21 protein-coding genes are annotated in these 23,326 nt (G+C 38.1%); 3 read left to right on the forward strand and 18 right to left on the reverse strand.

The window, feature by feature from the left end:
- The first annotated feature begins 228 nt into the window (after positions 1-228).
- Positions 229-1,854 carry an ABC-F family ATP-binding cassette domain-containing protein gene (locus CUC15_RS17970; RefSeq protein ID WP_114917991.1) on the forward strand — a complete coding sequence of 542 codons (1,626 nt, stop codon included), beginning with the start codon at positions 229-231 and terminating at the stop codon, positions 1,852-1,854.
- Positions 1,855-2,012: 158 nt separating this feature from the next.
- Here CUC15_RS17970 and CUC15_RS17975 read toward each other — a convergent pair whose 3' ends face one another.
- Both CUC15_RS17975 and CUC15_RS17980 read right to left on the reverse strand, forming a co-directional pair.
- Positions 2,013-2,960 (reverse strand): NAD-dependent epimerase/dehydratase family protein, encoded by a 948-nt coding sequence (locus tag CUC15_RS17975; protein WP_114917992.1) that lies wholly within the window; start codon positions 2,958-2,960, stop codon positions 2,013-2,015.
- Between the two features lie 33 nt (positions 2,961-2,993).
- The gene (locus CUC15_RS17980) at positions 2,994-4,184 is read right to left on the reverse strand and encodes a glycine C-acetyltransferase (protein ID WP_114917993.1); all 1,191 of its coding nucleotides are present in this window, start codon (positions 4,182-4,184) and stop codon (positions 2,994-2,996) included.
- Between the two features lie 251 nt (positions 4,185-4,435).
- Between CUC15_RS17980 and CUC15_RS20175 the strand changes: the two genes are divergently transcribed.
- Positions 4,436-4,582, forward strand: coding sequence for a hypothetical protein (locus tag CUC15_RS20175; RefSeq protein WP_162800358.1), 147 nt, complete (start codon positions 4,436-4,438; stop codon positions 4,580-4,582).
- Between the two features lie 143 nt (positions 4,583-4,725).
- Here CUC15_RS20175 and CUC15_RS17985 read toward each other — a convergent pair whose 3' ends face one another.
- From CUC15_RS17985 to CUC15_RS18015, 7 genes are all read right to left on the reverse strand, one after another.
- Positions 4,726-5,514 carry a LysM peptidoglycan-binding and 3D domain-containing protein gene (locus tag CUC15_RS17985; RefSeq protein WP_114917994.1) on the reverse strand — a complete coding sequence of 263 codons (789 nt, stop codon included), beginning with the start codon at positions 5,512-5,514 and terminating at the stop codon, positions 4,726-4,728.
- A gap of 220 nt (positions 5,515-5,734) precedes the next feature.
- Entirely contained in the window at positions 5,735-6,766 is a 1,032-nt protein-coding gene (locus CUC15_RS17990; protein WP_114918504.1) for an ABC transporter ATP-binding protein, read from the reverse strand.
- Complete coding sequence (locus tag CUC15_RS17995) at positions 6,759-7,787, reverse strand: ABC transporter ATP-binding protein (protein WP_114917995.1); 1,029 nt, start codon at positions 7,785-7,787, stop codon at positions 6,759-6,761. Before CUC15_RS17995 ends, CUC15_RS17990 begins: the two co-directional genes overlap by 8 nt.
- A gap of 16 nt (positions 7,788-7,803) precedes the next feature.
- Positions 7,804-8,724, reverse strand: a complete 921-nt coding sequence (locus tag CUC15_RS18000; RefSeq protein ID WP_114917996.1) for an ABC transporter permease — start codon at positions 8,722-8,724, stop codon at positions 7,804-7,806.
- On the reverse strand, positions 8,724-9,659 hold the full coding sequence (locus CUC15_RS18005; protein WP_114917997.1) for an ABC transporter permease: 936 nt from the start codon (positions 9,657-9,659) through the stop codon (positions 8,724-8,726). The genes CUC15_RS18000 and CUC15_RS18005 overlap by 1 nt, the downstream gene beginning before the upstream one ends.
- A gap of 148 nt (positions 9,660-9,807) precedes the next feature.
- A complete protein-coding gene (locus tag CUC15_RS18010) occupies positions 9,808-11,526 on the reverse strand; it encodes a peptide ABC transporter substrate-binding protein (RefSeq protein ID WP_114917998.1) in 1,719 nt (572 codons plus the stop codon).
- A 759-nt stretch (positions 11,527-12,285) separates the two neighbouring features.
- The gene (locus CUC15_RS18015) at positions 12,286-13,212 is read right to left on the reverse strand and encodes a DUF1002 domain-containing protein (protein ID WP_114918505.1); all 927 of its coding nucleotides are present in this window, start codon (positions 13,210-13,212) and stop codon (positions 12,286-12,288) included.
- Between the two features lie 287 nt (positions 13,213-13,499).
- Between CUC15_RS18015 and CUC15_RS18020 the strand changes: the two genes are divergently transcribed.
- Positions 13,500-14,717: an MFS transporter gene (locus CUC15_RS18020; RefSeq protein WP_114917999.1), complete on the forward strand. Its 1,218-nt coding sequence runs from the start codon at positions 13,500-13,502 to the stop codon at positions 14,715-14,717.
- Between the two features lie 90 nt (positions 14,718-14,807).
- On the opposite strand, the gene CUC15_RS18025 is transcribed toward CUC15_RS18020, so the two are convergent.
- From CUC15_RS18025 to CUC15_RS18065, 9 genes are all read right to left on the reverse strand, one after another.
- Positions 14,808-15,980 (reverse strand): iron-containing alcohol dehydrogenase, encoded by a 1,173-nt coding sequence (locus tag CUC15_RS18025; protein WP_114918000.1) that lies wholly within the window; start codon positions 15,978-15,980, stop codon positions 14,808-14,810.
- 13 nt (positions 15,981-15,993) lie between these two features.
- Positions 15,994-16,371, reverse strand: a complete 378-nt coding sequence (locus tag CUC15_RS18030) for a RidA family protein (RefSeq protein ID WP_114918001.1) — start codon at positions 16,369-16,371, stop codon at positions 15,994-15,996.
- A 355-nt stretch (positions 16,372-16,726) separates the two neighbouring features.
- On the reverse strand, positions 16,727-17,359 hold the full coding sequence (locus CUC15_RS18035) for a lysozyme family protein (protein ID WP_114918002.1): 633 nt from the start codon (positions 17,357-17,359) through the stop codon (positions 16,727-16,729).
- 551 nt (positions 17,360-17,910) lie between these two features.
- The gene (locus tag CUC15_RS18040) at positions 17,911-18,561 is read right to left on the reverse strand and encodes an amino acid ABC transporter permease (protein ID WP_114918003.1); all 651 of its coding nucleotides are present in this window, start codon (positions 18,559-18,561) and stop codon (positions 17,911-17,913) included.
- A gap of 12 nt (positions 18,562-18,573) precedes the next feature.
- A complete protein-coding gene (locus CUC15_RS18045) occupies positions 18,574-19,227 on the reverse strand; it encodes an amino acid ABC transporter permease (protein ID WP_114918004.1) in 654 nt (217 codons plus the stop codon).
- 76 nt (positions 19,228-19,303) lie between these two features.
- Complete coding sequence (locus tag CUC15_RS18050; protein ID WP_114918005.1) at positions 19,304-20,125, reverse strand: transporter substrate-binding domain-containing protein; 822 nt, start codon at positions 20,123-20,125, stop codon at positions 19,304-19,306.
- A 16-nt stretch (positions 20,126-20,141) separates the two neighbouring features.
- A complete protein-coding gene (locus tag CUC15_RS18055; protein ID WP_114918006.1) occupies positions 20,142-20,870 on the reverse strand; it encodes an amino acid ABC transporter ATP-binding protein in 729 nt (242 codons plus the stop codon).
- Between the two features lie 460 nt (positions 20,871-21,330).
- Entirely contained in the window at positions 21,331-22,266 is a 936-nt protein-coding gene (locus CUC15_RS18060) for an ABC transporter ATP-binding protein (RefSeq protein WP_114918007.1), read from the reverse strand.
- A complete protein-coding gene (locus CUC15_RS18065) occupies positions 22,266-23,309 on the reverse strand; it encodes an ABC transporter ATP-binding protein (RefSeq protein ID WP_114918008.1) in 1,044 nt (347 codons plus the stop codon). The genes CUC15_RS18060 and CUC15_RS18065 overlap by 1 nt, the downstream gene beginning before the upstream one ends.
- Positions 23,310-23,326 lie beyond the last annotated feature (17 nt).

The following is a 23,326-nucleotide window of genomic DNA, read 5'->3' on the forward strand; positions in this document are numbered from 1 at the left end:
AATTCACTCCTTCCCCAATCTATTGGATAGGAATTCATTTTCTCACATCTTCACTTAAAAATATAGCTTTATTTTTCACTAGTCACTAAAAATTGGAAATTTTATAATACCTTCCATAAAAAAATCACTTCCTATTATAATAGATAACAGTTTTACATTGACGAAGACCCTTAAATGACGTAAGCTAATTTTGAGTACTATTTATTTAATTGGAGGAAACAATTCGTTATGATAACTGTAAATAATGTTAGTTTACGATATGGTGACAAGAAACTTTTTGAAGATGTTAACTTAAAATTCACTCCTGGTAACTGTTATGGTGTCATTGGCGCAAATGGTGCTGGAAAGTCGACTTTTCTAAAAGTGCTATCTGGTGAAGTTGAACCACAGTCTGGAAATGTTTCCATGTCTCCTGGTGAGCGACTAACGATGTTGAAACAGGACCACTTTGCCTTTGAAGATCACGAAGTATTAGATACCGTATTAATCGGCTTTGAGAAATTATATAAAGTGAAACAGGAGAAAGACGCAATTTACATGAAAGCGGACTTCTCTGAGGAAGATGGAATGCGTGCAGCTGAGCTTGAAGGTGAATTCGCAGAAATGAATGGTTGGGAAGCTGAATCAGATGCAGCCATTTTATTAAAAGGCCTTGGCATTGGCGAGTCTCTTCATACGAAGAAAATGAGCGAATTACCAGAAGACCAAAAAGTAAAGGTATTGCTAGCACAAAGTTTATTCGGTAATCCGGATATTCTACTGCTAGATGAGCCGACAAACGGTCTTGATCTACAGGCTATTCAATGGCTAGAAGAATTCCTAATCAATTTCGAGAATACTGTTATTGTCGTTTCCCATGACCGTCACTTCCTAAATAAGGTATGTACACATATTGCGGATGTTGATTTTGGTAAAATTCAAATCTACGTTGGTAACTATGATTTTTGGTATGAATCCAGTCAGCTAGCAACACAAATGGCACAAGATGCAAACAAGAAGAAGGAAGAAAAAATTAAAGAGCTGCAAGCCTTCGTTGCCCGCTTTAGTGCAAACGCATCGAAATCAAAACAAGCAACTTCTCGTAAGAAGATGCTTGAAAATATTACACTTGATGATATTAGACCATCATCACGTAAATATCCATATATTGCCTTCACTCCCGAACGTGAAATAGGTAATGACTTATTACGTGTCGAAGGACTTACGAAAACAATCGGCGGCAAGAAAGTATTGGATAATATTAGCTTCACTATAAATAAAGACGACAAGGTAGCCTTCCTTGGTCAGGATGATATTGCTAAAACGACTTTATTCAAAATCCTAACTGGCGAGCTTGAACCTGATTCTGGTTCATATAAATGGGGTGTGACAACCTCTCAATCTTATTTTCCAAAAGACAATAGTGAGTTCTTCGAAAATAATGAGCTTTCACTAGTCGATTGGTTACGTCAATATTCATCACCAGATGAACAAACAGAAACTTTCTTACGTGGATTCCTAGGTAGAATGTTATTCTCTGGTGAAGAAGCTTTGAAGAAGGCTAATGTATTATCCGGCGGAGAGAAAGTTCGTTGCATGCTTTCGAAAATGATGCTTTCAAGTGCAAATGTCTTAATTCTTGATGAGCCAACAAACCATCTGGACCTTGAATCAATTACATCATTAAATAATGGTCTAATTAAATTTAAAGGTTCCATTCTCTTTACTTCACATGACCATCAATTTGTTAATAGTATCGCTAATCGTCTGATTGAAATTACACCAAGCGGAATTATTGATAAAGAAATCAGTTATGATGAATACGTTCAAGATAAAGATATTCAAAAGCAGATAAGCAAGATGTATGCTGTTTAATAGCGAATGATGCGTTCTTCCTTTGGGAGGGCGTATTTTTTGTTGAACTTTATGTTAACCAGGGTGGAGCGTTTGTTGAAATTTCGGGCGCTTGAACGGAGTTCTCATGCTCTTGGTGATATTCACGCACTCCCGATGATTTATGGACATTCTTGATGCTATTTTCCCAGATCCCTTTTAATTTTTGCTAGCATATCCTTCGATAGCTTTTCTAAATCATATTCCACCCGAAACTTCCAATCACTTACTGCTTCAGAGCAATCAATTACGTTTGGCCAGCTATCAGCAATGCTTTGTCTAATGGGATCTACTTGATAATCTAGTGTAAATGCTGGGATATGCTTCTTTATTACCCTAGCAAAATCTTCTGGCGCTGCGGAGAATGATGATACATTATAGGCATTACGGTGCACCAGTTTCTCCGGGTTCGCTTCCATCAGTGTTATAATTGCATTTAATGCATCAGGCATATACATCATATCCATTGCCGTTCCTTCCGCGATATAAGACTTGTAGGTTTTATTTTTCACTGCATGATAATAAATCTCCACGGCATAATCGGTCGTCCCCCCTCCTGGTGGTGCAAGATAGGAAATTAAACCAGGAAATCTTAGTCCACGTGTATCAACTCCAAATCGTTTAAAATAATAATCACATAATAGTTCTCCCGCAACTTTACTGATGCCATACATTGTCGTTGGACGTTGCAATGTAACTTGTGGGGTATTATTTTTTGGTGTCGAGGGTCCAAATGCACCTATCGAACTTGGCGTAAAAAATTGTAAATCAAGCTCTCGTGCAACCTCAATTGCATTGATTAATCCAACCATATTGACATCCCACGCAAGTCTAGGGGCTGTCTCTGCCTTTGCAGACAATATGGATGCTAAGTGGATGATTGTATCCACTCTGTATTTTACCGCACACTGGAAAATAGCTGATCCATCTGTTACATCAACCAATTCAATTGGCCCCTTCTCTTTAACGGCATCATCAGCACGTATATCTGTCGCAATTACATTCAGTGTTCCATACACATCGCGCAGCTTGTTGACGAGTTCTGTTCCAATTTGACCGAGCGCACCAGTAACTAGAATTCGCTTCATTTCCAGCACCCCTTTGTCATACTGGATGATTTATTAAATGATGCCTAGCTCTTTCCCAACCTTTTCGTAAACTGAAACGGCTTCATTTAACATTTCTGTAGTGTGTGCAGCAGTTGGCATATTGCGAACTCTCCCTGTACCTCTTGGCACTGTCGGAAAGACAATTGCCTTCGCATATACCCCTTCTTCAAATAATCGCTTACTAAACATCTGTGCTTGTTTTTCATCGCCAATAATACAAGGGGTGATTGGTGTTTCACTAACTCCAACGTTAAATCCCAATTTCTTCAATTCACCCTTTAAATAAGTGCCATTTTTCCATAATTGCTCATTTAGCTCCGTACTTCCCATTAATATTTCAAGTGCCTTTGCACTCGCAATCGTATCAGCTGGTGAAAGTGCAGTTGAAAATAAAAAAGGACGCGATCGTGCCTTTAACCAATTGATTAGATTTGCTTTGCCAGCAACATACCCACCAACAACACCAATTGCCTTCGAGAGAGTCCCCATTTGAAAATCTATCCGCTTCTCGAGTCCGAAGTGCTTAACCGTACCAGCTCCATTTCCTGTTACGCCAGACCCATGTGCATCATCAACATAAGTAATCAAGTCAAATTCCTCAGCAATTGCAACGATGTCAGGAAGATTTGCGATATCGCCATCCATGGAAAATACACCATCGGTAATAACCATAATTTTATTATATGCTCTAGACTCAGCCGCTTCTTTTGCCTTTTGGCGAAGGTCCTTCATGTCTGAGTGGCCAAATCGAATAGTTTTTGCTTTTGACAAGCGACACCCATCAATAATCGATGCATGGTTTAATGAATCAGAAAGGATTGCATCGTTTTTATCCATCACTGCAGAAATTGCCGCCATATTGCAATTAAAGCCAGATTGATAAGAAATTGCCGCTTCCGTCCCTTTAAATTGTGCTAGCTTATTCTCTAGTTGAATATGTAAATCGAGTGTTCCATTTATCGTTCGAACTGCACCAGATCCCACACCATGAGAATCAATGGCTTGCTTTGCTGCTGCCTTTAAACGGTTATCTGCAGCTAAACCTAAATAATTATTCGATGAAAGATTAATTTTTTCTACCCCATCTATTGTTATCACCGGTCCATTAGCACCCTGTACGACATCAATCGCATTATATAGTCCATTCTCCTTCAATTCGGCAATACAATCATCTAAAAACTGATTCAGTGTCTTACTTGTCATTTATCACTTCACTCCTCCTCTTAAATGGATGCGCTTACTATTATTGCAAATTATTATACATAAATAGTAAACTAGTCTGCACGTATAAAGCGAGGTAGTTTTTCGTATTTCCTGCTATCAATAAATGATGCCTATTCTCTTACTATGTTTAAATATTGACGGTTATTCCTATTTTTCTAAGAATTGCCAATGGTGAATTGCAGCAATTTTTATTATAATGGGGATAGGAACAATCTTTGGAGGCATTATCGATGAAAAAAACTTTAGTTACCTTGCTTGCAGTTATAATTATCGGCATTGGGATTGTAGGATTTAAACAATTAACCGATAATCCAGATGAAGTAATTCAGGACAATAATCATTCTAAGAAAATCAATGTATCGCTTAATATAAGATAGATATATAGGTTTAGAGTTCAGAAAAAGAAGGAAAGCATTTTATATAGATGCTTTCCTTTTTGCTGGCAATAATTTTATAAAGGGATCTTCAAAAAGTCCAATAAAATGAGTTATCGGTCCTTTTTGAACACACACTATATTGATTAGTTAACAATTGTGACGTCAACTGTACGAACGCCCCAATTCATTGCTTCACTCGTTGTTGGAACATGAAGGTCAATCTTGTTTCCTTTAATAGCGCCGCCGATATCAGCTGCTGTTGCATATCCGTAGCCTTCCACGTAAACTTCTGAACCTAGTGGAATAACATTAGGATCAACAGCGATTACTTTAGCATTTGGGTTTGCATTTAGGTCAACACCTGTATATGTTACACCAGAACATCCATCACATTTTGCTGTATATGCTGTTGCTTTTACGGAAATTGTCTTACCTTGTGGCTCTTGCTTTTGTTTTGTTTCACTCTTTGGTGCTTCTGTTTGTGCTGATGCAGTATTCTGTGTATTGGTTTCACTAGATGTTGCATCTGTAGTTGCTGGCTTACTAGATTTCTTCGTAACTGCTATGTCGTCTTGCTTTACATTACCATTCTTAATGGATAACTCTTGACCAATAACGATTAGATCTGTCTTTAAATTATTCCATTCTCTTAAATCTTTTAACGTAATATTATGCTCCTTCGCGATACTTAATAATGTATCACCTGGGCGCACTGAATAATTAGCTTGAATGTAAATTAATTGTTTTGGGTGTATTACTGAGTCTTTAAGTTCATTTATATCTATTAATTCGTCTACTGTCGTATTATTTTCATTTGCAATATTCCAAAGGCTATCACCTTTTTGTACTTCATATTCCTCTGCGGAAACGTTTGTTACAGCTGCGCCAGCAATGATAATCCCCGTAGCAATTGCCGCTACAAATTTCTTCATTTGGGTTCCTCCTTAAATTTCTGACAAACCCAATACTAACACAGGAGACTATCGAATACAGTTACAGGGCGTTTAAGAGTCTATTACAAGAATGACTAATTTAGGCGGTAATATTACAAATGTAATATTTTTGATATAAAAGTCTCATATTTTACAAGATGCATTACAAAAGTCATATAATAATAGATTTTGTAACAGAAATCCCCTTATATTCTCACCATTATACAGGTATATTATCTTTTCTTTTATCATCACTCGCTTTAAACTCTTGGTTATAGTTTTCATCATATACATGGCATGCAACCCAATGATCTTGCTTATATTCCTGCCATGTTGGTTCTATTTTTGCACAAACGTCCATCGCTAGTGGACATCTTGTTCGGAATCTGCATCCATTTGGTGGATTAACTGGACTCGGAACATCTCCTTCTAATATGATTCGTTCCCGTGACCGTTCTATTCTTGGATTTGCAATCGGAATGGCACTAATTAATGCTTGCGTATATGGATGCAATGGTTCACGATATAATTCTTCACTTTTGGCTATTTCTGCCATTTTCCCTAAGTACATCACACCAACACGATCACTAATATGTTTTACCATTGATAGATCATGAGCAATAAACAGAAATGTCAATCCATGCTCCCTTTGAAGTCGTTTCAGCAAATTTACAACCTGTGCCTGTATCGAAACATCAAGTGCTGAAATCGGCTCATCAGCAACAATGAATTCTGGGCTGACCGCTAACGCTCGGGCAATTCCAATCCGCTGCCGCTGGCCACCACTAAATTCATGTGGATAGCGATTACCATGGTCTTTATTCAGCCCAACTATTTCTAGTAATTCATTCACACGAGTCGTCCGTTCTTTTGAAGATTTTATCAATCCATGAATATCGATGCCTTCTGCAATGATATCCTTTACCGTCATCCTTGGATTTAGTGAGGCATATGGATCTTGGAAAATCATTTGCATGGAACGATTAAATTCCTTTAATTTCCTTTTTGACTTCGCTTGATGGACATCCTCTCCGTCAAATGCCACTTTCCCTTCTGTTGCTTCGTATAACCGCATAATCGCCCGGCCTGCTGTGGACTTCCCACAGCCAGATTCGCCAACCAGTCCGAACGTTTCCCCTTTAAAAATATCAAATGTGATGCCATCAACAGCCTTTAATACATTGTTTCTGTCCAGTTTAAAATGTTTTTTTAAATCTTTTATCTCCAGCAGCTTTTCTTTATCATTAGACATAAACATCCTCTCCTCCTACGATTGCTGATTCAGGAATATCTACTTTAGGTGCTCTCTCATCTAACAACCAACAAGCTGCTTCATGTGTCGGAGATACCGCAGTAAATGCTGGCATATAGTCACTGCAAGCATTCATTGCGTATGGACAGCGCGTTACAAACGGACATCCTTTTGGAGGTTCAGCCAAATCTGGTGGTGATCCCGGAATAACTTGCAGATTCTCCTGTTCTCTGTCGATCTTCGGCATCGATCCTAATAATCCCCATGTATAAGGGTGCTTCGGTTCAAAAAATATCTCATCCACTGTAGCTGATTCCACAATCTTTCCACCATACATCACCGCAACTCTGCTAGCTGTATTTGCTACTACACCTAAGTCATGTGTAATTAATATGATTGCTGTACCCGTTTCCTCTTGGATTTGCCTCATCAATTCAAGGATTTGTGCCTGAATGGTAACATCTAATGCAGTTGTAGGTTCATCAGCAATTAAGATTTTAGGATTACATGAAAGGGCAATGGCAATCATTGCACGTTGGCGCATCCCACCCGAATATTGATGTGGATATTGTTTAATTCTTACTTCTGGAGTTGGAATACCAACTAATTTTAATAACTGGATTCCCCGAAGATGTGCCTCTTTCTTTGACATATTTTGGTGTTTCATTAGTCCTTCTGCAATTTGCTTGCCAATCGTCATTGTCGGATTTAACGATGTCATCGGATCTTGAAAGATCATGCTGATTTCCTTTCCGCGAATACTTTCCATTTGTTTTTCTGATTTTTGCAGGAGATCTTCTCCATTAAATCGAATTTCCCCACCGACGAATTTCCCTGGTGGAGTTTGCACGAGCCGCATTACCGATTGTGCGGTCACACTTTTCCCAGATCCAGATTCTCCAACAATTGCAAGTGTTTCCCTTTCGTTTAATTGAAAACTAACATCCCGTACCGCTTTCACTTCTGCCCCATATGTATCAAACGATACGGAAAGATTCTTCACTTCTAAGATTTTACTCATCTTATGTCCTCCTTTTTTAGCGTTCATTCGGATCCAATGCATCCCTCATCCCATCGCCAACAACATTAAATGCTAGCATCGTAATACAAATGAATATTGCTGGAAAGAATAGCTGATTTGGGTAATATTGAAGTGCTGGCAAAGCGTCTGAAGACATTGTTCCCCAACTCGCTAATGGAGCTTGTACACCAATACCAAGGAAGCTTAAAAAAGACTCCGTGAATATCGCACTCGGAATTGTTAATGTTAATGTAACTAAAATAGGTCCTAAAGTATTAGGAATGAGATGCTTTATTAATAATCTGCCATTACTCGCGCCTAATGATTTCGACGCCATGACAAACTCCTCTGACCTGAGCTGCATCACTTGGCCCCGGACAATTCTCGCCATATTTATCCATCCCGTTATCGTCATAGCAATAATTAATGTCCATAGATTTTGCGGTAACACGACTAATAGTAAAATAACGACTAATAGATACGGCACACCGTATAAAACATCCGCAATTCTCATTAGAATTTCATCGACTTTCCCTCCAAAGAAGCCTGCTATCGCACCCCAAATAACACCGATAACTAGATCAATCAGGGCTGCCATTAAACCAATAAACAGGGAAATTTGTGCCCCATACCATGTTCTGGAAAATACATCTCTCCCTAGATTATCCGTACCAAACCAATGTTCAGCAGATGGTGCTTGATTCGCTTCTAATAAGCTATTCTCATAATAATTTTGCCCAGAAATTGGACCCCCGATGATAGCCATTACACCTAATAATAGAATGATAATGATACCAAATAATGCTAGTTTATTTTTTTTAAACCGACGCCAAGCATCCTTCCAATATGAAGTGCTTTCGCCTACGATTTTTTCTGCTTCCGATTGTTTTAATTGTAAGGCTTCAAAGTCGATTTCCTTTAACTGCCGATGTTCCATTATTTATTCGCCCCTTTCGATGTTACTTTAATGCGTGGATCAATCAGACCATAGAGAAGATCGACGATTAAAATCGATACGAGCAGCAGAACACTGAAAAAGACAGTCGTACCCATAATTACCGTATAATCACGGTTGGTTACGCTTACAACAAATTCACTACCTAAACCAGGAATACCAAAAATCTTCTCAATGATAAAACTCCCAGTAAGTATCGAGACAACTAATGGACCTAAGTAGGAAACAACAGGTAATATCGCATTGCGCAATGCATGTTTATAAGTTACGACTCGTTGACTGAGTCCCTTCGATTTTGCCGTTTTAATATAATCACGATTTAGAACATCCAGCATACTTGATCGCATCAATCTCGCAATAAAGGCAAGTGGTGTCGTCGCCAAGGCAACTGCCGGTAAAATCGTATGTGCAAATGACTCGAATCTAGCAATCGGTAAAACCTGAAGATAAATTGCGAAGATATATTGTAAGATTGCCGCCATAATAAAGCTTGGAACAGAGATTCCTAAGACAGCAATAATCATTGCCAGATAATCTCCAAATTTATTATGCTTAACAGCCGCTATAACTCCTAGTAAAACTCCTACCGATATAGCAATAAAGATAGCTTCTAAACCAAGAATCAACGAATAGGGAAAGCTTCTGCCAATAATCTCGGTTACTTCTTGTCCAACATATTTAAATGATGGACCAAAGTCGAATGTGAAGGCATTAATAAGATAAGAGAAATATTGTTCATGAATTGGATCATTAAATCCATATGCTTCATTCATTTGTGCTTCAATTGCAGGGGGTAATGCTCGTTCCGATGCAAAAGGACCACCAGGTGCAGCCTTCATTAAAATAAATGTTACCGTAACAATTAAAAATAAAGAAAGAATAATATAGCCGATTCGCTTAAGTAAGTATTTAATCATGAACATTCACCTCCACTATCTATTTGAGGAAATTACATATGTGTATAGCCATATGTAATGAAATGAAAAAAAGGAAATCAACATAAGGCATACAGATCCCCTCTATATACCTTATGTTGAAAAGCATTTTATCAATTACTGCATAGATTTATTCCTCAGCAAGATATGCCCACTTAAACTGCACTCCACCAAGTCCTGATACTTCTAAATCCTTCACATAATCTTGGCTCAGCCATGAATTAGTATAGAAGTAAACTGGAGCGATTGGCATATCCTCCATAAAGATTGCTTCCGCTTGTTTTAAGATTTCTTTACGTGCATCTGGATCTATTTCTGTTCTTGATTGTTCTATCAGATCTGAGTATTCTTCATCTTCCCAGTTCGTATAGTTGTTTCCACCGACAGATTGGAAAATCTCGATAAAGTTAATCGCATCGTTAAAGTCGGCAAGCCAGCCCATACGACCTGTTTGGAAATTCCCTGATCCCATACTATCAAGGTAAACATTCCATTCTTCATTATTCAGAGTTACCTCAACACCCAAATTCTGTCTCCACATATCTTGTACAGCTTGAGCAATTGCTGCATGTGCTTCACTCGTATTATAGGAAAGGCTAATTGCTGGCAGTTCTTCCAATCCTAATTCTTCTAATCCAGTTGCTAAATACTCTTTCGCCGTTTCCACATCATTATCCTTAAAGTATCCTTCTTCACTCTCCTCCCAAATCGATGGAGGAACAAGTGCCATTGCTGGAATTTCCTCACGTTGCGTAATACTTTGAACAATACCTTCACGATTTATCGATAGGGCAAATGCCTTCCTGATATTTACATTATTAAACGGCTCTGCCTCAGTATTAAATGCATAATAATAAACACCAGCTAGTGGCGAAATATTTAATGATCCATCCGCTTTTAATGACGGTATTGCTGATAATGGCAGCGCGTCTGTTGGATCTCCAGCCCAGTCTAATTCCCCATTATTAAACATCTCTAAAGAAGTATTTTCATCATCAATCATGTACATATTAATTGTTTCTAATTTTACAGTATCTGCATCCCAATATTCAGTGTTCTTCTTAAGTACGATTTGATCTTTATGTGCCCATGATTCGATTAAAAACGGTCCATTGGTAACGTACGTATCCGTTACATTTTGCGCCCAGTCAGCTGCACCTTCAACTACTTTTTGGTTGACTGGATAGTAAGTATAGAAAGCAGTAAGATCTAGGAAATAAGGCGTTGGTTGTTCAAGTACGACTTCTAACGTCTTTTCATCTTTTGCAGTGACGCCTACATCATCGATTGAAGCACCTTCTTCTTTCGCAGCTTGTGCTCCTTTAATGATATACAATTGGTACGCATAATCTGTATCCGCGTTATCTGGATTTAATACCCATTTCCACGCATATTCAAAGTCGCCAGCTGTTACTGGATCACCATTTGACCACACTGCATCTTCACGTATATGGAATGTATACGTTAACAAATCATCAGAGACTTCGTAGGATTCAGCCATTGCTTCCTCTACTTCACCATCTTGGTTAATTCTCATAAGTCCTTCGAAAATTTGATCGAGTACAGCACCTGAAGTTGTATCTGAAGCAAGACCAGGATGCAATGAAGGTGGCTCTGTTCTAATATTTATATCAAATGTTTGGTCTGCGGCAAGGCCATCTCCGCCTGCTGAGGCTTCTGCATCTTCTTCTGTACCCTCTGTATCTTCTGATTCTGCAGGTTCTTCCGTATTACCATCGTCAGTTCCACCTTCGTCACTATCTGCTGGCTCATCTCCACTACAAGCAGCTAGCAGGACTCCCAATGCAAGTAATAAAGCTAAAAGCAATGACCAACTCTTCCACTTCATTCTTTTGACCCCTCTCTATTCACCTCTATTTTATTTAACAGATAATTCCAAATTACCTGTGATAGCTATTATACTATTATCTCGGAATATATCAACAGAATTTTATAAAAGTTCATAAAATAAAGTTTTGTCGTTATTAATCGCATATTGTTAATATTGTATAAACATCCGTTTAGTTGAATAATAGATTGAAGATGTTTTCTATAGATTGTTGCTTTGCAAGAGTATCACCATGTTTCAAGGTGACATTATTCGTTGTATTTTAGGGGGGGAAGTTATTTAATACTATCTGCCAGGTGATGAATGGTAATTCGAAGTTAATATAAACTGCGAACTATCGCAATGTCGATTTCCACAGGCAAAGCGGTCTGATACCGCAAGAGCCTCTTGTCCTCCGCTAAAATCAACCCCATGATAGAGGTGATGCCATCATAACTTATAGCAAGAAAGATAAAACACATAACAGTCGCACAACCCAGCGGAGGAAATACACGGAGACTCCTGCGGGAGGAAAGGCCTCGGTGAGACTACGAAGTGCGTTAGCACAAGGAGGCTCACCTGCCGCCCGCGGAAAGCGTAGTGTATTTCCGGAGCGAATGGTCCGAGTGCATTTGATATCCTAGGCTATTGCATCCTATATTAATAGCAACAAGCAATGATTTAAGTGGTGCATTTGAAAGTAAGTTAGAATTGGTTATTGCCATAATCTTATCCATAATAAAAAGGACTCCATTAGAGTCCCTTTATCAATCTCTCAGTTTATTTGAACAATCCACCAAAGAAATTGCTTATTCCTTGGAACATTTCACTGAAGAAGTTTGCTACTTTTTCCCAGAAACCAGCATCTAAACCTAGTTCATTTGCTTTATCAGAAATAGAAGAAGCAATATCTTCAAGTTGGGTTTTTACTGCGCCAAAATCGATATCGATGTTACGCATCTTATCAAATAAATCTATCAGCATTTGTCGATCTGCTTCATTTAATGTGATTTCTAGATTTTGTAATTGTTCGCTGACGATTTGTTCTACATCTTCTCTTGTTGCTGGGTTTTGATCAGCAATCATTTGCTTAATCTCTGTTAATAATTGACTTACCTTCTCTTGTGACATACCTTCATTATCAGCTAGGCTTGTTGCTACTCCGAGCTCTTCATTTGCAATTTCCATTCGCTCCTTATCCAGCTCTACCCCTTCTGCATCATATGCCTTGTAAATCCCAGTTAATGCAGAATGTCCTGATACCTTAACTGGAGAAACGACATCGACCGTTGCATCAGATACACCAGCTGTTAATAGAGCATTAGCATACATGTCGCTCGATACTTCTGTAATATTTTCAGGAGTAACAATATTAATTGTCAACCCATTTCCTTCTTCCTGACGCACAATTTTTGCTGAAGAAAACAATCTGGCATTTGCATCACCATTGATATAATTTACTACATCCTGCCCAGTAACATCGTATTCTACCACTGATTCAGGATCGTTAACTTCTAATTTCTCACGCACTTCACTTCGTTGCTCTTCTGACAATGTGCCACCGTAAACAACTATTGGCGGTCCTAATTTTTCATTAATAGAATCTACATCCGTCGGACCTGAAGCTGCATATACAGGTATCGATAATCCTAATAGAATACTAGCGATAATAACTAGTGAAATAATCTTTTTCAAATTTAATTTCATCATATCTTATTCTCCTTATAAATCGTCATTTTCAGGTTACTAAGTCAATAATTAATAAACTTTAAGTTGATTCCTATTTATTATAACCTTTTCGTAACTTTATGGATATTTTTTTCTCCATTATACATCCTATGGTTGTTAATAAAGCCCTGTCATATCAAGTTTGAGCATATAACTTCCAATAATGTTTCGAGTACAGTATATTTAGGGTATCGAAGTATATTTTAGAAAGGAAGGCGGGTCCAATTACTGATTCATCACAAGCTGTTAAACGTAATTTAGCAATCATGTGGTTTGCTAACTTTTTTGTTTCTGGAAGTATGACAATGGTTATTCCGTTTATCTCCTTATATATTAGCTCCTTTGGTCATTTCTCCGCTTCATATGTTCAAACATGGTCAGGTCTGACTTTTGCTGTGACGTTCGTTACCGCTTTTATCTTTGCACCAATCTGGGGAAGGATTGGCGATAAATTTGGCCGAAAGAATATTTTGATTATCTCTGCCACTGGGATTGGTATTTCTGTTTTCTTAATGGGGTTTGCCACATCGGTATGGCAGCTTTTTTTGTTGCGCCTATTAATGGGAATAGTAACAGGATTTATCCCGATGTCCCAAGCGTTTATTTCGACACAAACACCGAAAGAAGTTGCTGGAAAAGTACTTGGAACACTACAAACTGGCGGTGTTACCGGCTCACTAATTGGGCCAATGCTGGGTGGAGTACTAGCGGACACTTTTGGGTATGCGAATTCATTCAAATGGGTCTCTATAACAATATTCTTATCCGCATTGCTCGTTTTATTTGGTGTAAAGGAAATTAAAGTTAAATTGTCTGCAGATAAGCGAGATTATAAGAATTATTCCAGTAAAGATGTTGTTAAGCATATTTTTCAGAAGCCCACATTGCTGGTCGTATTATTGTTATCTGCACTAGTACAAATAGCAAACTTTAGTATTCAGCCAATCCTATCGCTATTTGTCGAAGAAATTCATGGCCCAGTTAATATCGCCTTTTTCGCTGGTATTGCATTTTCTGCTGCTGGTTTAGGTAATCTATTTATGGCAAGGAACTGGGGCAAGCTCGGAGATAGAATTGGGCATATCAAAATTCTAACCCTTCTCTTGCTTTTATCAGGAATCGTTTATCTTCCAGGTGCATTTGTTACGGGTATTTGGCAACTAGTAATGCTGCGATTTTTATTAGGAGTAACAATGGGTGGGATTATTCCAGCACGAATCGCTTATATTAGAGAAGCTGCACCACTCTCCATGCAGGGTGAGGTTCTTGGGTATAACACAAGCTTGCGATTTTTAGGAAATGTTATTGGTCCAGCAATGGGTGGTATTATCGCTGCAGCATTTGGTTTTTCTGCGGTATTCTTTGTGACAAGCATACTACTTATCATCTGTGGGCTTATTATGTTATTTACTTGGTATCGATTTGAACATACATCTAAGAAATCACACTCATTTTCGACTCGGCACCATGCTAGACAAGAGTAAGTATAAAGGAAGCACGCTGTCATATGTGCGGCGTGCTTCCTTTTCTTTTTTCATCTTTATTCTACAATATTCCCCAGGAAATATCAGTTGTTACAAGCTTGCTTGAAAGATGGCAAGAGAATCCTGTTTATTAAGTTTTTTAAACCCACCGTATTCTGCACTCATCGTAACTGTCTTTTCTGCCATGGATTCTACCGAGCTTTCATCAATATCATAATCAGTCAATGATGCTGGTGCTCCAATGCTTGTCCAAAACGCTCGCAATTGATTAATTCCTTCAAGAGCAACCTCTTCATCTGACTTTCCAGTTGGATCAACATTAAACACTCGAACAGCAAGCTGTTTAAAGCGTGGTGCATTATCGTCGTCAAGAACATGCTTCATCCAGTTCGGGAAGATGATTGCTAGCCCGCCACCATGTGGAATATCATGTACTGCGGAAACGGCATGCTCTAAATTATGTGAAGCCCAATCACCAGAGAAGCCAATATTTAGCATATTATTTAATGCTAGCGTTCCACTAAGCATAATGGTTTCCCGATGCTCATAGCTTTCCAAATTGTCGAGTAGTTTTGGCGCTGTTTCGATTATGGTTGTCAAAATACCCTCACAGAATCGATCTTGAACCTTCGTATTGGTTGCCTGATGGAAGTAATGTTCTAATACATGTGACATCATGTCGACTATCCCATAGATTGTTTGGTCACGTGGAACAGAAATAGTATGCATTGGATCGAGAATAGAAAATTTCGGAAAGGTATACGGTCTAAGCCCCCAGCCATATTTTTCATTTGTTTCCCAATTTGTAATAACAGAGCTGGCATTCATTTCTGAACCTGTTGCAGCTAGCGTCAATACCGTACCAAATGGCAGGGCATCTTCAGCACGCGCTTTTCTAGTAATAATATCCCACATATCTATGTCAGTTTTAGCACCAACAGCGATTGCTTTCGTACAATCTATTGTACTTCCGCCGCCAACAGCTAAGATAACATCGATATTCTCATTTTTACAAATCTCGACACCCTTACGAACGGTTGAAATTCTCGGGTTTGGCTCTACTCCAGATAATTCAAATATTACTGCATCCATTTCTTCTAATTTTTTCATTATGTTATCGTAAATACCATTTTGCTTAATACTTCCTCCGCCATAAACGACGAGTACTCTTTTCCCATACTGTTCAATTTCACTTGGTAAAGCATCTAATTGACCTTTGCCGAATATTAATTTTGTAGGATTGTAATAAGTAAAATTATCCATAAGAGCTTACCTCCTATTTAGTATATGCTACAACATCCATCTCAACTAGTACATCCTTCGGTAAACGGCTAACTTCCACTGTTGCGCGTGCAGGATATGGTTCTGTTAAAAATTCTCCATAAATTTCATTAACTGTTGCAAAATGTTCCATTGAAGCTAAATAAATAGTGAATTTCACTACACTTGAAAAATCAGTACCTGCTTCGGCTAAAATAGCTTGCAGGTTTTTCAACACTTGCTCTGTTTGATTTTCAATTCCTTCAACTACCTCAGAAGTTTCTGGGTTAATAGGAATTTGACCTGAAACATAAACGAAATCCCCTGCTGCGATCGCTTGTGAATATGGCCCAATTGCTGCTGGTGCTTTGTCTGTTTGAATTGCTTTTACCATTAGAATTCCTCCTTAAATTTTCTTTAAGTGCTTGTTCAAAAGGGAGGATAAAAAGGACCGCGTCGGCTAAGTTCGCAACGTCCTGGGACTGCGATTAATCGCCCCATCAAAAACATTTGTTGCGACGCCGACACTAGCCCGTCCTGGGCGTCGAAAGTTCGAGGCGGCGTAGCTCCCCGCAACGGGCTTCCACAGGATGTGGTGACTTCTACGTTTGTCCACAGGACGTGGACGGTTTTAGTAGAAGTTCCTTGACTGTTTTAGCGTGAGTAGCGGAAAAGCAAGCCAACTAGAAACATCGATGTGTCATTTTTACCGGACTTTTTGAACTTTCTCTTTAATCATATCATTATGTTTATAATTCTACAGCTAATACATCCCGATATGCCATTACAGATTTAACATAATAAATATCCCCATAACATGCATCGTACTCTTTAGCTTCTTCACGTAAGCATCGATAAATACTCTTATCTGGTGCATTTTGATACATTTCCTGTGAGAAATCGATTGCAATTTCTTGTGTATAACCTCCTGTTTGTTCTAGAACATAATGAATAAAACCGAGCCCAAAGTTATACGATTGAATTGCTAATTTCAAATCACCATTAGCATCCTCTATTACTTTTGAAAAATAATAGACTCCTTGTTTAATAGACAGTTCAGGATCGTCGATACAACCTATTTCTCCACAGTAGCTTTCCGATGATTGCATTGGATCATTTCCTCTGCCACCAGATTCCTGCATCATAATTGCTAACAGCACATCCACATAATCAGCAATGCCATGTTCTTCTGCATACTTATCCACAAGTGGACGATAATTATATACCTCATCCGATATTCGGGGACCTGGATTAACTGCTTCATGCTTCGTATCATAGTTAACCATCGATATTATGGATATAACAAAAAAAACGCCAAATAGCAGGATCATAGTTATAAATGATTGAAATAAAGCTTTCTTCAACGTCTTCTTACGCTTCATTCGCTATCTTTCCCTTTACTTTCTAAGTTTTCTTCCGCATAACTTGTATCATTTGACTATAAATTTATATATGCTAATTATAACATGCATGAATTTTCTTTTACTATTAGACTGGCGACCTATATTACAGATTTACTTGGGAAAAATAATTGAGTGCCTGCTCTACCTTTATTGAAGCAACATCACTTATATAGAGTAAATATCCACATAACATCTATTGCAGAATGATTCATTTATTAACAATGATAAGAATATTCATCTTTTATCCACATTTTTATACACTTATCCCCATAAAGGTAACGAATAATCACAAATTACCAACAAGTTATCCACTTAAATAGGTGGCATGGAAGATACCCAGCCACCTTTATTCACATTTTTTTACTCCCCATCAGCCTTTAGTAATTTATCTTCATTCGATCTTCCTTTGATACCGTAAAATGTCAATAGATGAAAATCCTTAATTTTTTATATTCTCATCACAAAATGACACCTGAAAAATTAAGGAAAGATTCTTCCCCCCAGGTGCCGAATCCGTATGAAAGTCAACATCATGTATGCTTGAGCTCTAGTCGTCTTGCAATCAAAGATAATATATAGTTTACAATGAAGTATATTACAGCAATTAATATGAAGATTGGAATTACATAATGTATGTTTTGAGCTTGAATAATTTTTGCATGATGAAGCATTTCAGGTAACGAAATGATAACCGCAAGTGATGTATCCTTTAACAGGGAGATAAATTGACTGACAAGATTCGGTACCATTCGTCTCAATGCTTGTGGCAGAATGACTTTTTGCAATGCTTGCAAATACGTGAGGCCTGAGGACCGTGCTGCTTCCATTTGTCCTTTTTCAATTGAATTCAATCCTCCTCTGACAATTTCAGCAATCATGGACGATTCAAAAACAACTAAAGCGATAATGGCTGAAACGGTGATACTCAGGTTAATACCAATCTCAGGCAATGCTAAATATGTAAACAGTATAATTAACAGAAGCGGCAAATTTCGAATTGTTTCAACGATAACAACGACTATTTGTGATATGACAGGTACCTTGGAGAAACGAATAGTTCCAAGTATCCCGCCGATGATAAAGCTAAAAATAATAGCAATAACCGCCACTTTTAATGTCACATAAAATCCTTGCATTAAAAATGCTAAATTATCTAGCGAATATGCGCCGACAAAATCCATTTTTCCCCCTCCTTAATAAGTATTTGCGAGACGTCTTTCTATGTACCTTAAGCCTAAACTCAACGGAATTGTGATAATTAAATAAATTAATGCGACTAATATATATACATCAAAAACAATAAATGTTTTAGCTGAGATAAGATCCGCTTGGTACATCAAGTCGGCACCAGAAATTAGCGCTAAAATGGATGAGTTCTTCACTAAATTAATAAATTGATTTCCGATTGGAGGTATCACAATTCTAATTGCTTGTGGCAAAATAATCATTCGCATTGTCTGCATATAATTTAGGCCCGATGATCTTGCTGCTTCTGTTTGCCCTTTTGGAATAGATAGAATACCCGAACGAATAGCTTCAGCAATAAAGGCTGATGTATAAATAGAAAGTGCAATTGTACCCGCTGTAATACCACTAAACTTTATTCCAATCGCAGGAGTACCAACAAAAAAGAAAAAGGCAATGACAACCAAAGGAATATTTCTAAAAAACTCAACATACGCTGCTCCTACCCAACGCAATGGTGCAATGGGGGTAATACGCATAACGGCAATAATTGTTCCTATGATAAAACTTGCGACTAACGCTGTTAAACTTGCGACAATCGTGACTTTAAAGCCATCCCAAAACATATCCGAGTAATCTACTAAAATCGAGAAGTCCAACACATCTCCCCCCACTTCATTTAATTAGGATGAGCATAAAATGCTCATCCTGTTAATTGATCCATCTAAACAATTATTTCTATTCCATATCAATCCATTCATTGTAAATCTCATCATATTTCCCATTATCTTTCATTGCCGTCAGAGCGTCATTGATTGCATCTACTAGCTCTTTTTGCCCTTTTTTAACGGCAACACCATAAGGCTCATCAGTGAACGTCCCACCTACCAATTCAAAAGAGTCGTCTTCCGAAGCCATTCCTAAAAGAATAGAGTTATCCGTTGTTAACGTATCGCCTTGCCCAGATTTCAGTGCAGTGAATGCCTCTTGGTAATTTTCGAATTCCAATACTTGAGCATCTGGAGCTGCTTCACGGATATTATCTGTGGAAGTAGAACCTTTTACTGCAAGTACCGTTGTGTCTTTTGTTAAGTCATCAACACTTTCGATGGGGCTGCCTTTTTTAACTAATAAAGATTGGCCTGCCTCAAAATAGACATCAGAGAAATCAACTTCTTTTTTACGTTCTTCAGAAATTGTCATGGTCGCGATAATCGCATCGATATCTCCCTTGTTTAATAAAGGTATTCTTGTCTTTGATGTAACCTCAACAAATTCAACTTTTGTTTCATCACCTACAATTTCTTTTGCGATTTGCTTAGCAATATCAATATCAAATCCTTCTACTTCACCTGAAGCTGGATCCTTTAACCCAAAGAGTCTAGTATCATATTTCACACCAAAAATGATCTTATCGCGATCTTTAATATCCTCTAACACATTTCCGCCTTTTTCCCCATCTCCGCTTGCATTCTCACTACTAGAACCACATGCAGCTAATAGAATAATAGAAAGTAATGCCACTACTGCTAAAACCGATAATCTTTTTAGTTTTCTCATTTTCTCCCTCTCCTCTTCAATGATTTAATACACGGTTAAGAAATAATTTTGCTCGATCCTCTTGCGGATTCTCAAAAAATTCCACAGGATCGGCCTCTTCAAGAATTTGACCTTCATCAATAAAAATAATTCGGTCTCCTACTTCTTTGGCAAATCCCATTTCATGTGTTACTACAACCATTGTCATACCCTCTTTTGCAAGCGCCTTCATAACATCTAATACTTCCCCAACCATCTCTGGGTCAAGTGCCGATGTCGGCTCGTCAAAGAGTAAAATTTCAGGTTTCATGGCAAGCGCCCTTGCAATTGCGACACGTTGTTGCTGTCCTCCTGAAAGCTGAGAAGGATAGGAAGAAGCTTTATTAGGAATACCCACTTTTCCTAAGTAGAACTCGGCTGTTTCTTTGGCTTCTTCCTTTGATTTCTTTAATACATTCATTGGGGCAAGCGTAATATTTTCAAGCGCCGTTTTATGAGGATATAAATTAAATTGCTGAAATACCATGCCTATCCGTTGCCTAACTTTATTAATGTCCGTTTTTTTATCTTGAATTTCTTTATCTCCAACGATTAGCGAACCGTCAGATATTGTTTCAAGTTTATTGATGCACCTCAATAACGTACTTTTCCCAGACCCTGATGGACCAATAATTACAACTACTTCTCCCCTGTTAATTGTAAGGTTAATGTCTTTTAATACATGGAAGTCCCCAAAATACTTATTCACATTTTTAAAGGAAATCATGTCTTCCCCCCTTTCCATTAAAATACAAGCGTATTAACCAATAAGGAATTTAAACATTTTCTTTTTGTGGATTAATAAGATATATTAAAACCAATAATTCTTCTGACTCACATATTCTATGTCTATCCGCCTATGCACAAAAGAAATAATTATGTATCATCCTTATTAGAAAACTTGGCTGTGACCATGCCTGTCGGTGACGCAAAATCCCCCTTTTAAAAATCATATTTGTAGTTGTATTTTACACATAGGTTCACTCAATTGTCAAACAATTCATAAATAATAATATTGAGCGAATAGGCATAATATTGTCTAATTTTGTCGAAAAAAATTAGGAAAAATCAGTGGTTTGTGATCTTTTCACTAAAAACTATGCATAGCCAATCTATTCAGCGACTGCCTCCGTTCTTCAAAAACAAAAAGAGACAAGGAGGCGATTAAGCTTCCTTGTCTCTATATTCTATTTTTGAGCAGCTTCTTTCTTGTACTGCTCAAATTCTTTTGTAGTGCAACGTACCCAATGTCTTGGGCTCACTTCTCTAAATTCAGGTACTTCACTTGAATCGTGTACTGTTGGATCATATGTGATACGTTTGCGATTACGTTCATATTCAGGATCTGGCAGAGGTATTGCTGAAAGCAGTGATTTCGTATATGGATGAATTGGGTTATTGTATAATTCTTCACTATCTGCAAGTTCTACTAAATTCCCTAAATACATTACACCAATTCGATCACTAATATATTTAACCATTGAAAGGTCATGCGCAATAAATAAGTACGTTAGCCCACGATCTTTTTGCAATCTTTTCAGCAAGTTTACAACCTGTGCTTGAATCGATACGTCCAGTGCAGAGATAGGTTCATCGGCAATAATGAACTCTGGTTCTACCGCAAGTGCACGAGCAATCCCTATCCGTTGTCGTTGTCCACCACTGAACTCATGCGGAAATCTTGTTGCATGCTCGCGGTTTAAACCAACGACTTCTAATAATTCTTCCACACGTTCTTTCCGTTCTTTTTCGTTTTTAACTAATTTATGAACGTCTAATCCCTCTGCGATAATGTCCAATACCGTCATACGCGGATTTAGTGAAGAAGATGGATCTTGGAAAATCATCTGCATTTTACGATTGAATTTTAATAATTCTTTTTTGGACTTTTTCCCATGAACATCTTCACCATTAAACTTAACTTCTCCACCTGTTGCATCATACAGTCGGATGATTGTTCTTCCCGTTGTCGATTTTCCAGATCCTGATTCACCAACAAGTCCAAACGTTTCACCACGAAGAATATCAAAGGATACACCATCAACAGCTTTAACCGTTTTGTTTCGTCCGACATCAAAATGCTTCTGTAAATTAATAACTTCTAATAATTTATCTTCTGCCATTATTGTTCACCTTCCATTTTCGAAAAACCTTGCATTCTACGCTTTACGGATTCTGGAGGCTCAATTTTCGGTGCATCTTCATGAAGCAACCATGTCGCTGCATAATGTGTGTCCGATACTTTAAACATCGGTGGCTCCATCACAGTATCAATTTCAAGAGCAAACTTGTTCCTTGGTGCAAATGCATCCCCTTTTGGAGGATTAAGCAAATCTGGAGGACTTCCAGGAATAGCATACAGCTCTTCATCCGAACTATCCAGTGTTGGCATGGAGCCGAGTAATCCCCATGTATATGGGTGCTTCGGATTATAGAAGATATCATCTACCGTTCCAACTTCTACTACTTTCCCCGCGTACATTACTGCCACTCGGTCAGCAACATTCGCAACTACCCCTAAGTCATGGGTAATAAAAATTAACGCACTATTTGTTTCCTCTTGGATTTTTTTCATCAATTCCAAGATTTGTGCTTGAATGGTTACATCAAGTGCTGTTGTTGGTTCGTCAGCAATCAATAATTTAGGGTTACATGCAAGTGCAATTGCGATAACAACACGTTGACGCATCCCACCAGAAAACTGATGTGGGTATTGATTCATACGAACATCTGGATGTGGAATCCCAACTAATTCCAATAACTCTGTTGCTTTTTTCTTTGCGTCTGCACGATTCATATTTTGATGTTTGATCAGACCTTCCATAATCTGGTTTCCAACTTTCATTGTTGGATTAAGGGAAGACATCGGATCTTGGAACACCATTGCAATATCATTACCACGGATTTTCTGCATTTCCTTCGCTGATTTCTTAACAAGGTCTTCTCCTTCAAACAGGATTTGACCTGATTTGATAAATCCTTGTGGTTTCGGAAGCAATCCCATTAGCGTTGTCGATGTTACAGATTTACCTGAACCTGACTCACCAACAATTGCTAGTGTTTCTCCTTTATTTAAATCAAAGCTTACACCGCGAACAGCTTGTACTTCGCCATTGTAGGTGTTAAATGATACTTTTAAATCTTTGACTTCTAATAATTTACTCATTTAATAACACCTACCTT

Origin of the sequence: Oceanobacillus zhaokaii (genome assembly GCF_003352005.1) — a bacterium.
GTDB classification, from domain to species: domain Bacteria; phylum Bacillota; class Bacilli; order Bacillales; family Amphibacillaceae; genus Oceanobacillus; species Oceanobacillus zhaokaii.

Excerpts from the sequence above, each read along its gene's own strand:
- CUC15_RS17990 (WP_114918504.1), bottom strand. The coding sequence starts at position 6,766 with ATGTCTAATGATAAAGAAAAGCTGCTGGAGATAAAAGATTTAAAAAAA.
- CUC15_RS18025 (WP_114918000.1), bottom strand. The coding sequence starts at position 15,980 with ATGGATAATTTTACTTATTACAATCCTACAAAATTAATATTCGGCAAA.
- CUC15_RS18060 (WP_114918007.1), bottom strand. The coding sequence starts at position 22,266 with ATGGCAGAAGATAAATTATTAGAAGTTATTAATTTACAGAAGCATTTT.
- CUC15_RS17980 (WP_114917993.1), bottom strand. The coding sequence starts at position 4,184 with ATGACAAGTAAGACACTGAATCAGTTTTTAGATGATTGTATTGCCGAA.
- CUC15_RS20175 (WP_162800358.1), top strand. The coding sequence starts at position 4,436 with ATGAAAAAAACTTTAGTTACCTTGCTTGCAGTTATAATTATCGGCATT.
- CUC15_RS18050 (WP_114918005.1), bottom strand. The coding sequence starts at position 20,125 with ATGAGAAAACTAAAAAGATTATCGGTTTTAGCAGTAGTGGCATTACTT.
- CUC15_RS17970 (WP_114917991.1), top strand. The coding sequence starts at position 229 with ATGATAACTGTAAATAATGTTAGTTTACGATATGGTGACAAGAAACTT.
- CUC15_RS18005 (WP_114917997.1), bottom strand. The coding sequence starts at position 9,659 with ATGATTAAATACTTACTTAAGCGAATCGGCTATATTATTCTTTCTTTA.
- CUC15_RS18065 (WP_114918008.1), bottom strand. The coding sequence starts at position 23,309 with ATGAGTAAATTATTAGAAGTCAAAGATTTAAAAGTATCATTTAACACC.
- CUC15_RS17985 (WP_114917994.1), bottom strand. The coding sequence starts at position 5,514 with ATGAAGAAATTTGTAGCGGCAATTGCTACGGGGATTATCATTGCTGGC.
- CUC15_RS18010 (WP_114917998.1), bottom strand. The coding sequence starts at position 11,526 with ATGAAGTGGAAGAGTTGGTCATTGCTTTTAGCTTTATTACTTGCATTG.
- CUC15_RS17975 (WP_114917992.1), bottom strand. The coding sequence starts at position 2,960 with ATGAAGCGAATTCTAGTTACTGGTGCGCTCGGTCAAATTGGAACAGAA.
- CUC15_RS18030 (WP_114918001.1), bottom strand. The coding sequence starts at position 16,371 with ATGGTAAAAGCAATTCAAACAGACAAAGCACCAGCAGCAATTGGGCCA.
- CUC15_RS18020 (WP_114917999.1), top strand. The coding sequence starts at position 13,500 with ATGTGGTTTGCTAACTTTTTTGTTTCTGGAAGTATGACAATGGTTATT.
- CUC15_RS18055 (WP_114918006.1), bottom strand. The coding sequence starts at position 20,870 with ATGATTTCCTTTAAAAATGTGAATAAGTATTTTGGGGACTTCCATGTA.
- CUC15_RS18015 (WP_114918505.1), bottom strand. The coding sequence starts at position 13,212 with ATGAAATTAAATTTGAAAAAGATTATTTCACTAGTTATTATCGCTAGT.
- CUC15_RS17995 (WP_114917995.1), bottom strand. The coding sequence starts at position 7,787 with ATGAGTAAAATCTTAGAAGTGAAGAATCTTTCCGTATCGTTTGATACA.
- CUC15_RS18000 (WP_114917996.1), bottom strand. The coding sequence starts at position 8,724 with ATGGAACATCGGCAGTTAAAGGAAATCGACTTTGAAGCCTTACAATTA.
- CUC15_RS18040 (WP_114918003.1), bottom strand. The coding sequence starts at position 18,561 with ATGGATTTTGTCGGCGCATATTCGCTAGATAATTTAGCATTTTTAATG.
- CUC15_RS18035 (WP_114918002.1), bottom strand. The coding sequence starts at position 17,359 with ATGAAGCGTAAGAAGACGTTGAAGAAAGCTTTATTTCAATCATTTATA.